This window comes from Halobiforma nitratireducens JCM 10879, from assembly GCF_000337895.1.
Classification (GTDB): domain Archaea; phylum Halobacteriota; class Halobacteria; order Halobacteriales; family Natrialbaceae; genus Natronobacterium; species Natronobacterium nitratireducens.
Genome location: NZ_AOMA01000014.1, coordinates 1 through 12,585, shown reverse-complemented (window position 1 = coordinate 12,585; position 12,585 = coordinate 1). Strand labels below are relative to the sequence as shown.

At 65.8% G+C, this 12,585-nt stretch carries 13 protein-coding genes; 8 read left to right on the top strand and 5 right to left on the bottom strand.

The window, feature by feature from the left end:
• Positions 1-633: a 50S ribosomal protein L1 gene (locus C446_RS01925; RefSeq protein ID WP_006671364.1), complete on the bottom strand. Its 633-nt coding sequence runs from the start codon at positions 631-633 to the stop codon at positions 1-3.
• A 308-nt stretch (positions 634-941) separates the two neighbouring features.
• Here C446_RS01925 and C446_RS01920 point away from each other — a divergent pair, with 308 nt between their 5' ends.
• The 7 genes from C446_RS01920 (at position 942) to C446_RS19220 (ending at position 7,226) form a co-directional block, all read left to right on the top strand.
• Positions 942-1,523 (top strand): hypothetical protein, encoded by a 582-nt coding sequence (locus tag C446_RS01920; RefSeq protein ID WP_193363515.1) that lies wholly within the window; start codon positions 942-944, stop codon positions 1,521-1,523.
• A 132-nt stretch (positions 1,524-1,655) separates the two neighbouring features.
• A complete protein-coding gene (locus C446_RS01915) occupies positions 1,656-2,063 on the top strand; it encodes a hypothetical protein (protein ID WP_006671362.1) in 408 nt (135 codons plus the stop codon).
• Between the two features lie 81 nt (positions 2,064-2,144).
• Positions 2,145-2,924 (top strand): CDP-alcohol phosphatidyltransferase family protein, encoded by a 780-nt coding sequence (locus C446_RS01910; RefSeq protein ID WP_152419340.1) that lies wholly within the window; start codon positions 2,145-2,147, stop codon positions 2,922-2,924.
• A gap of 298 nt (positions 2,925-3,222) precedes the next feature.
• Positions 3,223-4,242: a zinc-dependent alcohol dehydrogenase gene (locus C446_RS01905; RefSeq protein ID WP_006671360.1), complete on the top strand. Its 1,020-nt coding sequence runs from the start codon at positions 3,223-3,225 to the stop codon at positions 4,240-4,242.
• Between the two features lie 177 nt (positions 4,243-4,419).
• On the top strand, positions 4,420-4,797 hold the full coding sequence (locus C446_RS01900; protein ID WP_006671359.1) for a 6-pyruvoyl trahydropterin synthase family protein: 378 nt from the start codon (positions 4,420-4,422) through the stop codon (positions 4,795-4,797).
• Between the two features lies 1 nt (position 4,798).
• Complete coding sequence (locus tag C446_RS20355; RefSeq protein WP_006671358.1) at positions 4,799-6,973, top strand: glycosyltransferase; 2,175 nt, start codon at positions 4,799-4,801, stop codon at positions 6,971-6,973.
• A gap of 79 nt (positions 6,974-7,052) precedes the next feature.
• Complete coding sequence (locus tag C446_RS19220) at positions 7,053-7,226, top strand: hypothetical protein (RefSeq protein ID WP_006671357.1); 174 nt, start codon at positions 7,053-7,055, stop codon at positions 7,224-7,226.
• Positions 7,227-7,429: 203 nt separating this feature from the next.
• On the opposite strand, the gene C446_RS01885 is transcribed toward C446_RS19220, so the two are convergent.
• The 4 genes from C446_RS01885 to C446_RS01870 all read right to left on the bottom strand — a co-directional run bounded on the left by C446_RS01885 (position 7,430) and on the right by C446_RS01870 (position 10,247).
• Positions 7,430-7,909: a 50S ribosomal protein L11 gene (locus tag C446_RS01885; RefSeq protein ID WP_006671356.1), complete on the bottom strand. Its 480-nt coding sequence runs from the start codon at positions 7,907-7,909 to the stop codon at positions 7,430-7,432.
• Between the two features lie 108 nt (positions 7,910-8,017).
• Positions 8,018-8,332, bottom strand: a complete 315-nt coding sequence (gene cutA, locus C446_RS01880) for a divalent-cation tolerance protein CutA (protein WP_006671355.1) — start codon at positions 8,330-8,332, stop codon at positions 8,018-8,020.
• A 58-nt stretch (positions 8,333-8,390) separates the two neighbouring features.
• Positions 8,391-8,582: an HEWD family protein gene (locus C446_RS17730; protein WP_083861041.1), complete on the bottom strand. Its 192-nt coding sequence runs from the start codon at positions 8,580-8,582 to the stop codon at positions 8,391-8,393.
• A gap of 150 nt (positions 8,583-8,732) precedes the next feature.
• Positions 8,733-10,247: a phosphoenolpyruvate carboxykinase (ATP) gene (locus C446_RS01870; protein ID WP_006671353.1), complete on the bottom strand. Its 1,515-nt coding sequence runs from the start codon at positions 10,245-10,247 to the stop codon at positions 8,733-8,735.
• A 294-nt stretch (positions 10,248-10,541) separates the two neighbouring features.
• Between C446_RS01870 and C446_RS01865 the strand changes: the two genes are divergently transcribed.
• On the top strand, positions 10,542-12,585 hold a 2,044-nt coding region (locus C446_RS01865; RefSeq protein WP_006671352.1), incomplete at its 3' end, for a disk-shape morphogenesis protein volactin.

The following is a 12,585-nucleotide window of genomic DNA, read 5'->3' as shown; positions in this document are numbered from 1 at the left end:
TTAGGCCACCTCCACGGACGGGCCCATCGTCGTCTTCACGTAGACGGCGTCGATGTTCTGAGGCCCTTTCTCGAGGTCGGCGTGCAGGCGACGCAGGATGACGTCGATGTTGTCGGCGACGTCTTCGGCGTTCATCTCCTCGGACCCGACGAGCGTGTGGAACGTTCGTCGGTCGCCGGAGCGAAGCTGCACGGTGTTTTTGAGCCGGTTGACGGTCTCGACGACGTCGTCGTCGGGAGCGAGCGGGTCCGGCATCTTCCCCCGAGGACCGAGGATGGTACCCAGGTGCCGGGCGATGTCTTGCATCATCGCCTCTTCGGCGATGAAGAAGTCCGTCTCGTCGGCCATATCTTTGGCCTCGTCGTCGTCGAGATCGGCGACATCGTCCTCCGAGAGGACCTCGTCCGCTGCCTCTTCGGCGCGGACGGCGGTCTCCCCTTCGGCGATGACGACGATGCGCGTGTCCTGTCCGGTTCCGGACGGGAGCACGACGGACTCGTCAACACGGTTCGACGGTTCGTTCAGGTCAAGGTCGCGCAAGTTTATCGCGAGGTCCACCGTCTCGGTAAAGTTCCGATCCGGTGACTCCTCGAGTGCGCGAGCCACTGCGGTTTCGATATCCGAATCTGCCATCGTTCACCTCCGTAGTACGCAGGAGTGCTCCTACGGGTCAGTGAAACAGGCAATGCCTGTCTCTGTTGAAGGGAGTAGTATGGAAAACTTAAACCCGTCGAACTGGACTCCTCGAACGGCCGCTCGAGGTGAAAATCACGGTTCGAGTGAACGTCCAACACGGCAGACGACTACCGAGGCGATTGGCCGGAACCACTGATGCTCCGACGCCTCGAGATTGGGGCTATTTTTCTGGCTTACCTACACCGAAAGTTCTATGGGTATTGGACGTGTATTCTTCTCGTATGTGGCCAGAAGGTTTATCTGCCATGGTGAGGTCGCCGCGGATCGGCACGGCGACTGAAGTGGCGGTCAGCGGGGCGGTGGAACAGTTCCACGCGCTCGAGCCCCTCGTCAGGGGGGGTGTGGGGTTCGCGGGCACGCTCCTCGTGGCGATGGTCGTGCTCGGGCTCGTACAGAGCCGCGGGCCGAAATCCGTCGCGAAGGCCAGACGGAGCCCGATTATTTCGATCTGTATCGGGCTCCCAGGGGTGCTGGTCGTCGTCGCGCTCGCTTCGACTGGCGCACTCATCCTCGGCTCGAGCCTGGGGACAGTGTTCGGGATTCTGTTAGTGATCGTCGGGGCGATCGTCCTTCCGTCGGCGGCGATGTTCGGTTTCGTCGCGCTGGGCACGTCGATCGCCGCCCGCCTCGGCCGGGATCGACTTCCCGCCGGGGTCATCGTCGGCAGCCTCCTGGCGGGGCTTACTGCCCTCTCGCTCGGATCGACGATCGTACTCGGTACGCTAGTGGCCTCGCTCGGTCTCGGTGCCGGGGTTCGCGTCCTGTTCAACGCTGGCGGTGCGACTCGACCCGACGAACGAACGGTTCCGCCCGCAAACGAGATCTGAGCTGGCTCATCGCCGTCACCGTCCCTGTCCGTCGACGCTCTCCTGATCTCGCGACATCTTCGCTGGTCACGTTCGCTTTCGTTGTTCCGGCCCTGCCGAAAGGCGTTTTTCGCTCGCGGCCGACTCGCCGATATGGCCAACGGCGATGCGCGCACGGGAGTGGACGGAGACATCGTCGATGCGCCGTCGTTGACGCCACTCCACTGGATGGCGATCAGTCTCGCCGTCGTGACGGCGATCGTCCATCTGGTGCTCGGAATCGGGTTTCTGCCACACTGGATGGGCGTCGCGTTTCTGGGAGCGACCGGCGGGTTCCTGCTCGGAATCGCGCTCGTGCTCGTCGGGTCCCGTCGACCACTCGTCTACCTGGCCGGGATTCCGTTCACCGGCGGACAGATCGTCCTCTGGTACGTCGTCAACGAGCCGACGACGCTCGCGGCGCTCTCGTTTGCGGAGTGGGTCGACAAAGTCGCACAGGTGCTGTTGATCGTCGCGCTCGTTGTGCTCTATCGCCGTGATCGTACCCGTGACTCTCGCTGAACCGAGACCAGTTGACACGCCGACGCGCTCGAGTACCGCGTTTCGTCCGCTGTGCTCGAGCCGGCTCCCGGAGGGACTGCAGTGATCGACGGCTCGTATCGCCGGGCCGATACCGCCGTACTCTCACAGTGGGGCCGAGGCACTGCGGGCCTCGTGGTGCTCGTCGCCGTCGCGCTGGCCGTCCTCGAGGTCCAGTGGGTCGACGGGCCGTCCACGACGTTCCTCCTGGGGACCGCCGTGACCGTCGGTGTGGTCGGCACAGTTCTGTTAGGAACCGTCGTTCGAGCGCGTCACGCGGCCGGAAACCAGCCGTTTACACTCGCGACGTGGGTGACCGTCACACGGGGTGCCGCGGTGGCGGTTCTCGCAGGGTTCGTCCTCGCGTCCGCACCCCCAGTATCGGACGGAGGCCCGATCGGCTGGCTCCCTGTGGGTCTGTTTGCCGTGGCGGCCGGTCTGGACGCGATCGACGGTCCGATAGCGCGCGCGACCGATGCAGAAACGGAGCTCGGAGCCCGCCTCGACGTGGAGATGGACGGGCTCGTCGTTCTCGTCGGGACGCTGGTCGCGGTCGGGGAGAACGCCCTCCCGGCCGCTTTCCTCGCGGTCGCGGTCGCGCGGCACGCGTTCGTGGCTGGCACGTGGCTGCGTGCACGCCGCGGTCGGCCGGTTCGCGAGTTGCCACCGAACGGATTTCGACGGCCCCTGGGCGCGCTCGCGATGGTCGCCGTCGCCGTCGCGCTCGTTCCGATCGTCGACCCCAGCGTCTCACGGCTCGTCGGTACAGCGGTGGCGGTGCCGTTTCTGCTGAACTTCACGTGGGACTGGCTCGCCGTCACCGGCCGAGTGAGCCCCGACTGATACGGTTTCCTGTAGTCGATTACCGCCGATCGCCGACTACGTTCTGGGGATCGGCGGTACACAGTTACAGTACCCCGTATGACACCGACGACTCACTGTGTGGCAAACTGCAAAGCGGGTTGCACTGGACCGGTAGCCGCAGAGAGGTCCGTCCGACCCGCTGCCCTACGTCGTTTCGGGCAACACCCAAGTGTTCGCTTCCCGAACTGATGGCTAACGTGACCGTTTCCCACTGGACAGTCTCCGCTGGACGGCGACCGCAAGCGCGACTGCGACGGCTCGAGAACGGAGGTGCCCGATGACGTCTCGAGACGCCCGTACCCTCTATTTTACCGGGCCACGCACGGTCGATATCGAACGACGAGCGGTTCCCGAACCGGGGCCCGAAGAGTTGCGGCTCCGGTCGCTCGCGTCGGCGGTCAGCGCCGGTACCGAGTGTCTGGTCTACCGCGGCGACGCCCCCACCGAACTATCCGCGGACGAGACCCTCGAGGCGTTCGACGGTGACCTCTCCTTTCCACTGTCGTACGGCTACGCGACCGTCGGCGAGGTCGATGCAGTCGGCGAGGCCGTCGACGACGACTGGCTCGGCAGACGGGTGTTCGCCTACAACCCGCACGAGAGCCACGTCGTCGCGACACCGGCCGCCGTGGTACCCGTTCCGACGGACATCTCGACCCGCCACGCGGCCCTCTTTGCCAACCTCGAAACCGCGGTGACGTTCCTGCTGGACGGTGACCCGATGCTCGGCGAGCGCGTGGCCGTCCTGGGCCAGGGCATCGTCGGCCTCCTGACGACGGCGCTGCTGGCCGAAACCGGGCTCTCGGAACTCGTGACGTTCGACGCCTACGAGCGCCGTCGAGAGCGGTCCGAGGCGTTCGGAGCGGATCGGTCGCTGGACCCGGACCGTGGGATCGCCGAGTCGTTCACCGATGTCGCCGACGGGCGCGCGGACCTGACCTACGAACTCTCCGGGAATCCGGACGCGTTGGACGATGCTATCGCAGCCACCGGGTTCGACGGCCGGGTCGTCGTCGGCTCCTGGTACGGCACCGAACCCACCACCCTCGAGCTGGGCGGACGGTTCCACCGCGATCGGATCGACGTCCACAGCAGCCAGGTGAGTACCATCGACCCACAGCTCTCCGGGCGGTGGTCCCGCGGGCGACGCCACGACCTCACCTGGGAGTGGCTCCGACGGCTCGACCTCTCCGCGGTTTTCACCCACGAGTTTCCGCTCGAGGACGCCGGTGAGGCCTACGAGCTGCTCACCGAACGTCCGGAGGAGGCGATTCAGGTGCTTTTCACCTACGACTGATACGGTTTCCTGTAGTCACTACCTCGATCGCCGGAACGGGCGGCAATCGGAGGTAGATAGGTACAGTAATCCGTATGACGGGAACGCGGTTCGTCCAGCCGGGGACCCGCGAACCTACCGTTGGCACCCCTGCAGTGGTCCGGACCGTTTACACGTCTTCGCGCCAAGCCGTAGGACGTGTACGACGTTACCGTCACCCGGTCGGTCGTCGCCCAGCACTACCTGACGGTCCCCGACCCCGGACCGGAAGGGGAACGACACTCCCATCACTTCACGATCTCGGCGACGTTTCGCGGCCCCGAGCTGAACGAGTACCAGTACCTCGTCGACATCGACGAGCTGAACGAAGCGATGGACGCGGTCGCGGCGTTCTACCGGGACCGGACGCTCAACGACCTGCCGACGTTTGCGGGCGCGAACCCGAGCGCCGAGCTGTTCGCCCGGGCGTTCGGCGACCGGCTGCTCGAGCGTCTCGAGCCCGACCCGGCTACCGAACTCCGGATCGAGATCGAGGAAGACGACGTGGCGCGGGTCGCCCACGAGCGGGAGCTCTAGCATGCACGTTGGACTCGTCGTCTACGGCGGCCTGGATCGGACCTCCGGGGGGTATCGCTACGACCGGAAGCTTCGTAGGGTACTCGAGCGACGCGGGGCCGAGGTCGAGGTGATCGCGCTTTCCGAACCCGATTCCGAGCCCGAGACCGAGACCGAGACCGGGGTCGAACCCGAACCCGTCCGCGAGCGGCTCGACCGTCCCTTCGACGTACTCTTCCAGGACGAGCTCTGTTACCCCTCCCTCGTCGACTGCAATCCGGCGCTCGAGGCCCCGTCGACGATCGTCGCGCTGGTCCACTTACTCGAGTCGGCGGCACCCGACGCCGACCCTGGAGGCGAGACGGCCGCCCTGGAGCGGCGCTACCTCGAGTCCGTCGACGCGGCCGTCTGTACCAGCGCCTACACCCGGGACCGGACGGTCGACCTCGTGACGACCGACCTCCCCACGGCCGTCGCGCCACCCGCCGGCCGTCACGAGGGGGCAGCCGTCTCGGCCGAGACGGTGCGTGACCGATCGACGGCACCGACGCTACGGATCGCGTTCGTCGGGAATCTGGTCCCACGGAAGAACCTCGAGACGCTCCTCACGGCCCTCGAACTGGCCGACGACGGTGACGACGGCGACGGCCGCCCGTCGAAACCCCCACTGGGAGAGCCGGACTGGGAACTGACCGTCGTCGGCGACCCGGACGCCGAGCCCGGCTACGCGCGAGCGATCCGCGAGCGGGTCCGCTCCTCGGGCCTCGAGGATCGCGTCTCCTTCTGCGGGCGAGTCGAAGACGAGACCCTCGAAACCGTCCTCGAGCGCTCACACGTTCTCGCGGTCCCGTCGCGGTACGAAGGGTTCGGGATGGTCTACCTCGAGGCGATGGAACACGGCGTCGTGCCGATCGCGAGCGCGGTCGGCGGCGCGAGCGAGTTCGTCGCGGACGGGCAGAACGGCTTCCTCGTCGATCCGGACGACGCCGAACGGATCGCCACGATCATCGAGCGACTGACTGCCGATCGGAAACGACTCGCGACGCTCGGCTGTGCGGCCCTCGAGACGGCGGCGGCTCACCCGACGTGGGACGAGACGATCGGGACGGTTGGCTCGTTTCTCGCTCGATGCGTCGACGACGCCAGCCCCTCACCGGTCGGTTCGGCGGAGATGTCCCGAGAATCCCGTTCAAACCGGCGGTCGACCGTGACCGGAGACACGCCGTCGATGGCGGACTACCTCGAGGCCAAACGGAGCGTCGACGACCGGGCGCTGAACCGGCGCGTCCTCGAGCGTTTCTCGGCGGAACTCGCGGACCGGGAGGAGCCGGTTCGACTCCTCGAGATCGGCGCTGGCGTCGGAACGATGATCGGTCGACTCGCCGAACGGGACCTGCTTCCGGACCGGGTCAGCTACCGTGCGGTCGATCGGAACGGTGACGGTATCGCCCGCGCACGCGATCGGGTCCCGGCGTGGCTCGAGGCAGCCGGATACGACGTCGAGGTCCGAGAGAGCGGTGAAAGCGAGTGTTACGCCGGGACGGCAGACACGGCGTCGACGGCGACTACCATCGTCGCACAGCCCTCGGACGGACGCACCGACGGACGTCTCGAGATCGACCTCGAAATCGCGGACGCCTTCGATATCGACGAGGCAGCCGACGCCGTGATCGCCTCTGCCGTTCTCGATCTGTTCGACCCCGAGGACGCGCTGCCGGCGATCGACGAGTTGCTGGCCGACGGCGGACTGCTCTACGCGCCGATCACCTTCGACGGCGCAACCGGGTTCGAACCGCGGGACTCCCGCGACGAACGCGTCGAGCAGCTCTACCACCAACACATGGACGAGATTCGAGATGGCGGGACGAGCCGTGCCGGCCGGGCGTTGCTCGGACAGTTGCCGGAACGCGGGTGGACGGTTCTCGAGTCGGGCGGGTCGGACTGGATCGTCCGACCGAACGCGGCCGGGGAGAACGAGGGGAAAAACGACGGGCACGCGGCGTACCCCGGCATGGAGGCCATCGTCGTCTCACACGTCCTCGAGACGATGGCCGACGCGCTCGCCGCCTTCCCGGACGCGCTCGAGCCCGACGAACGACGAGCGTGGATCGAGCGCAGACGGCGGGAACTGGCGGACGGCGAACTCGTCTTCGTCGCCCACAATCTGGACGTGCTCGCTCGAGCGCCCGGTGATTGACTGCCGCCGACTGCGATAGCGCGGTAGCGCCGTCGTTCACGTTCCTGGGACTTTTGTGGACGCGCGAAGACGGACCGATATGGTACGTTCGCTTTTCGACCGACTCCGCGAGTGGTGGCGCGTCGAGGACCCCGAAGAGCGAATCGAGGGCTCCGGCGAGCCGATCACGTCCCCACAGCACCGTCGGTCGCCCGACGCCGAGCGGACGCTCGAGGAACACGCGGATCGCCGCGAGCGCGAGAGTCGAGACTGACGACGCTGTACGCTAGCTCTCGAACGCGGTAACGGAGGCGATCGAACGGTTCGAGACCGCGTGTCTGGACTGGCCGCTGGAGGAATCAGTGACGCTGCCGAAACGAACGTCGAAACAGGAATCGGCAGCCGTCCCGAACGCCGCAGACGGGACGTCAGTTTCGACAACGACGGAACACTGGCTCGTGTTCCGAAGCTGTCGGGTTACGCTTCGGCCAGTGCGTCGTCGTACTCGCCGTCGTCGACCTTCTCTTTGAACTCGCGGGCGTCGTCGCCTTCGATGGTGACTCCCATCGAAGCACAGGTGCCGACGATCTCTTTGGCGGCGTTGCGCGTGTCGTACGCGAGCAGGTCGGGGTGTTTCTGCTCGGCAATCTGCTTGACCTGGTCGATCGAGAGATCGGCGACGAAGTCCTCCTGAGGTTCGCCGCTACCGGTGTCGAATCCGGCCTCGTCTTTGATCAGTTCGGCCGTCGGCGGGACGCCGACCTCGATTTCGAAGGAGCCGTCGTCCTCGTACTCGACCGTGACGGGGACCTCGGTCCCGTCGAACGCTTCGGTCTGAGCGTTGATCTCCTGTACGACAGCCTGCACGTCGACGGGCGTCGGTCCGAGCTCGGGACCGAGCGGCGGGCCAGGGTCGGCCTGGCCACCCGGAACGAGCACTTCGATGGTTCCAGCCATACCCGTCACAACCCGTGCGCGAGTTTTAAGGGTTGCTTTTTCGGGCAGTCGGCGTCTGTGATCCACTGACGTACGAACGGCCGCGAGCGCGGACGGGGGCGTGGGTCGTTATTCGGACTCTGCGGCGACGCTCTCGTCGCGCCACGCCGCGAACGACTCGAGGACGTGGCCTTCGTCGAAGCGCTCGATACACGGGACATCGTAGGGGTGGAGCTCCTCGAGGCGGTCGACGAGAGCGTCGTACGCGTCGTCGCTCGTCTTGACGAGCAAAACGACTTCCTCGTCGTGGTGGACCTCGCCTTCCCAGCGGTACGTCGACGTGATCGGGAATCGGTTGACACAGGCCGCGAGTCGCTCTTCGACCAGTCGTTCGGCGATCGTGTCGGCTTCGTCCGTCGGCGCAGTGACGTACGCGGTCGGCATCGGCGGCGACTACGGCCGAGAGTGCAAAAAGCCACGTGGGTTCGACGGCGAGCAGCGATCAGGTGCCGTTCTCGACGACCGGATTGAACGTCCCGTTGATGTCCCACTCGTGGAGGCAATGGGGATTCCCGACGAGTTTGTCGCCGTCCTCTTCGGCGAGTTGCCAGGCTTCGAGGTCGTCGTCCCATCGCTCGGCCCGATCACAACGTTCGCAGACGCGTGCGGTCGGCGTCCGTAGGCGTGCAGTCATTGCCGGACCTGGGAGCCGAACGTATATAACGGTACGTCCCTGCGGCAAACGATGCCCGTGTCAACCGCCTCGAGGCAGACACTAGGGTACTCTCCTGTGGTAACAACTGGCTCGTAAAAACGCTCGGGACCGACTCGCCCGCCGGTCGAATCAGTAGACTGCGTCGACGATTTCGTCCCGGAGGTCCGCGAACGACTCGAGGTACTCGCGGCGTTCGGCACGCAGTTCGGCGACTGCCTCGTCGTACGCCTCGACGTGATCCGGAACGTAGTAGTCCTCGATCGCGAGGCCAGGAACCGACTCGGGGATCGTCAGTCCGGTACGCTCGTCGTCGGTCCACTGGATACGGCCGCGGGCGGTCTCGGTGAGGATAGTAACCGACTCCTCGACGCCAATATCTGTCGATTGCTCGCCCAGATAGCCGGTGTTGATGACGTAGCAGTCGACGTCCAGCGACGCGACGAGATCGCGGAAGACGTTGCCTTCCTCACCTTCCGAGCCGATAATGAAGGGGTTGGTGCCGACGACGCGGATCGACTCGCCCGCGCGGGACGGATCGCCGGCGCTCGTCTCGATCGACTCGCCGAGCATGAAAGCAGCGGCCGCCTGCTCCTCCGACAGCTTCGCGACCGGCGGCATCAGCGGATTACGCGTGATGAAAAAGACCTGGTCGATCCGCGCCAGGTCGATCTCCTCGTCTGCGCTCTCGAGTTGCTCGCGCTGGACGATCGCTCGCGAGTTGCTGGTGTACCGATCGTCGTCGAAGTCGACGGTGCCGTCGTCGTCGACGGCGACGTTTTCCAGGATAGCCGACTCGTCGGTCGCCGCCGCGTGGAGTTCGGGCTGTTCCTCGGCGTCGAGGCCGATCGTCTTGATGAACAGCCCCTGGCCCTCGCTGCCGGCGACGGAGCCGTCCGGAAGGAGCCCACAGACATCGTCCTGCAACATCGCGGCGTCCTCGGGGTCCTCGAGCCAGCAGCCGTGGGAGGTAAGCGTCGACTTCCCGGTTGCGGACAGACCCATGAACACCTGGCCGACGGTCCGGCGGTCGCCGTCTTCGCCCCGAACCCGGACGCGCTTGCTTCCGGCGTGGAGTCCGAGGCCGCCGCGTTGCTTGATGCGGTACATGAACAGCCGGAGGAACGACTTCTTGGCTTCACCGGTGTAGTCGCTACCTAAGACAGCGGTGACCCCCTCGTCGGGAAGAACGCGGATGGCAGTCTCGTCGTAATCGGGGTCCTGTACCGTGTAGAGGTCGGGTTCGCCGTCTCCTTCGGCCGGTTCGAACAGGTTGGCCCAGGCGAGTGCGATCCGGGCATGGTCGACGGGGACGAACAGCCGACAGCGGAACGTCGCCTCGGGGTGACGCCCCATCCGTCGGTCGAGACAGATCATCTCCCGGTCGGACGCCCGGAAAACGGCATCGTCGAGCAACGCGCGATCACGATCGTCGAACTCGTGGTCGACGGCGTTTTTCGTCCGATCCGCGCTGCGAGACCGAAACTCGCTGACGTAGGACGGGGAACCGAACTCGGTGGTCGTCTCCTCGTGGGCGGCGAGTTCACGAAGTTCCTCGAGCGACGGGTCGTACCGAACGTTCGACGCGGCGTCTGGGTCGGGAAGCTCCCGTACGAACGGGCGAGGCTCCGTCCCGGTTTCGGACATACACATGAACCACCATCATCCTGATGTATAAACGTGGAGGATTTTGACCGACGTGTGTCACTACCTACCTTCGGTCGTGCCCGAATATCGTCTTTCAACCCAGCTAATTCAGCATATAGCCGTACCATTCGAGACCGAATAGTGGTCATAATTCATATGTTAGTAGATGGTAACTCGTATAAGGAATAATTTTGATTACTGGTCGAAACCGAGTACCAAACTCCGACTCGGCCAGTTTTCAGTTCTGGTACTCGGAGCCAAAACACCAAGAGGTGTGTCTCCGTCTTCGGCGGCATGGGACGCGGTCTCGATATCGGACCGGGTACGATCAGGACGGCGGTCGCCCGTGACGGCGAGCGCGACGACTTCACGGTCGATTCCCGGCCGGCGACCGTCGTCCGGATCGAGGAATCGACACTCGAGTCGACCGACCTCTCCGCTGGGGACCTACGCACCGTCGAGGGTGACGACGCCACGTACGCGGCGGGCTCGAGCGCGACGGCAGTCGCCGACGCCGTCGACGGGATGGCCGATCGGCAGTCGGTCCTGACCGACGGGGTCGTCTCGTCGGCGGAGTACGCCGAGCCCGCGATCCGGGAAATCGTCGAGGAGTTACTCGAGACGGGCGAAATCGAGGGGGAAGGAGAGAGTGAGAGTGAGAGTGAGAGTGAGAGTGAGAGTGAGGGTGATGGTGAGGGAAAGGGAGAGGGCAGTACGGACCCGACGACCGACGAGGACCGAATTCGGTACGCGACGCCCGAACCCCGTGTACCCGACGACTCGGCGATCGCGGATCACCGGGCCGTCGTCGAATCCGCGCTCGCCGACCTCGGCTTCGAGGCCGCACCGATCGGCAAGGGCTTCGCCGTCGTCTACGACCAACTCCGCTCGGACAACTACACCGGAATCGGCATCTGCCTCGGCCAGCAGACGACGTGTCTTTCGCTGTCGTACTACGGGGTGCCGGCACTGTCGGCGTCGATCACCCGTGGCCGGGACTGGATCGTCGAACGCGCAGCCGCGGAGACCGGCCAAGCACCGTCGGCGGTCGAGGAGACCCTCGAACGCTTCGTCCTCGATCCCGACGCGACCGGAGAGATCGAGGGGGCGATCGCCGGCGCGTACGACGAGCTGGTCGGCGATCTGGTCGACGTGATGGCCGAGGGGGCCGAGGACGGGCGCATTCAGGACGGCGTCGCGGTCCCGATCGCGATCGCCGGAGAGGGCGCGGTCGACGGGATCGAATACCTCGTCGGCGGGCGGCTGGACGCCGGCTCGCCCGGGCTGTCGATCCGTGGCGTTCGGCTGGCCGACGATCCGGCGACAAGCGTCGTTCGCGGCGCGCTTGCGGCGGCGAGAGACGACGACTTCGCAGAGGACGAGGCGGCGATCTCCCGTGACGTCGAGATCGAATCCGACGGCCGTCCCGGTGGCGACGGTAGCTCTAGGGAAGACGGACCCGACACCGCGACAACTGGAGCCGATACCGGCGATACGACGCTCTCGTTCGACGCGACGGCTGTCGAAAGCGACGGTCCTGCCGAGTTCGATCCCCCGGGAAGCGAGTCAGCCGACGAGCGCGAGGGGACGACCGATCCCGCGACCGAACTGCTCGAGGGACTCACCGAGCAGTTCCCCGACTACGAGGACCTCGACGCGATCGAGGAGGAACTCGAGGCCGTACGGGCCGCACTCGAAGACCTCGAGGAGCGGGCGGCGGACCGGGACGCCGTTGCGCCACTGGAGGAACGCGTCGAGACGCTGTCGGACGAGGTGGCCGATCTCGAGCGCCAGGCGGCGTCGAACCGAAGCGACGTGGGCGCGGTCGCGGACGATCTCGAGGACGTTCGGGGGACGGTAGACGAGCTCGGTGAGACCGTCGACGAGCTGATTGCGGAGGTGACCGACTACGGCGATCTCGCATCGGCCGTCGACTCCCTCGACGGTCTCGAAGAAGAGATCGAAACGCTCGCGACGGACGTACGCGATCTCGAGACGGAGACGGACGAGAAGCGAGCGGCCGTTCGGTCGGAGCTCGAATCGATCGGCGACAAACAGGAGATGCTCCAGGACGACGTCGACGATATCGACGACCGGCTCGAGGCTACGTCGGACGATCTCGAGAACGTCCGAGAGGCCGTCGACGGACGCGCGGAAACGATCGCGACTCTCGAGGAGCGTTTCGAGGACCGCGTGTCTGAACTCGGTGCGCTCGCGGAACGGACGAGTGTGCTGGAAGAGCGGACCGACGACCTCGAGACCCTCGGCGACAGGGTCGACGACGTCGACGGGCTCGAGGACCGCGTCACCGCCCTCGAGACGATCGAAACGCGGGTCG

What these genes read in the sequence shown, in the direction of transcription:
- C446_RS01925 (WP_006671364.1), bottom strand. Translation starts at nt 633, where the DNA reads ATGGCAGATTCGGATATCGAAACCGCAGTGGCTCGCGCACTCGAGGAG.
- C446_RS01920 (WP_193363515.1), top strand. Translation starts at nt 942, where the DNA reads ATGGTGAGGTCGCCGCGGATCGGCACGGCGACTGAAGTGGCGGTCAGC.
- C446_RS01915 (WP_006671362.1), top strand. Translation starts at nt 1,656, where the DNA reads ATGGCCAACGGCGATGCGCGCACGGGAGTGGACGGAGACATCGTCGAT.
- C446_RS01905 (WP_006671360.1), top strand. Translation starts at nt 3,223, where the DNA reads ATGACGTCTCGAGACGCCCGTACCCTCTATTTTACCGGGCCACGCACG.
- C446_RS20355 (WP_006671358.1), top strand. Translation starts at nt 4,799, where the DNA reads ATGCACGTTGGACTCGTCGTCTACGGCGGCCTGGATCGGACCTCCGGG.
- C446_RS19220 (WP_006671357.1), top strand. Translation starts at nt 7,053, where the DNA reads ATGGTACGTTCGCTTTTCGACCGACTCCGCGAGTGGTGGCGCGTCGAG.
- C446_RS01885 (WP_006671356.1), bottom strand. Translation starts at nt 7,909, where the DNA reads ATGGCTGGAACCATCGAAGTGCTCGTTCCGGGTGGCCAGGCCGACCCT.
- cutA (WP_006671355.1), bottom strand. Translation starts at nt 8,332, where the DNA reads ATGCCGACCGCGTACGTCACTGCGCCGACGGACGAAGCCGACACGATC.
- C446_RS17730 (WP_083861041.1), bottom strand. Translation starts at nt 8,582, where the DNA reads ATGACTGCACGCCTACGGACGCCGACCGCACGCGTCTGCGAACGTTGT.
- C446_RS01870 (WP_006671353.1), bottom strand. Translation starts at nt 10,247, where the DNA reads ATGTCCGAAACCGGGACGGAGCCTCGCCCGTTCGTACGGGAGCTTCCC.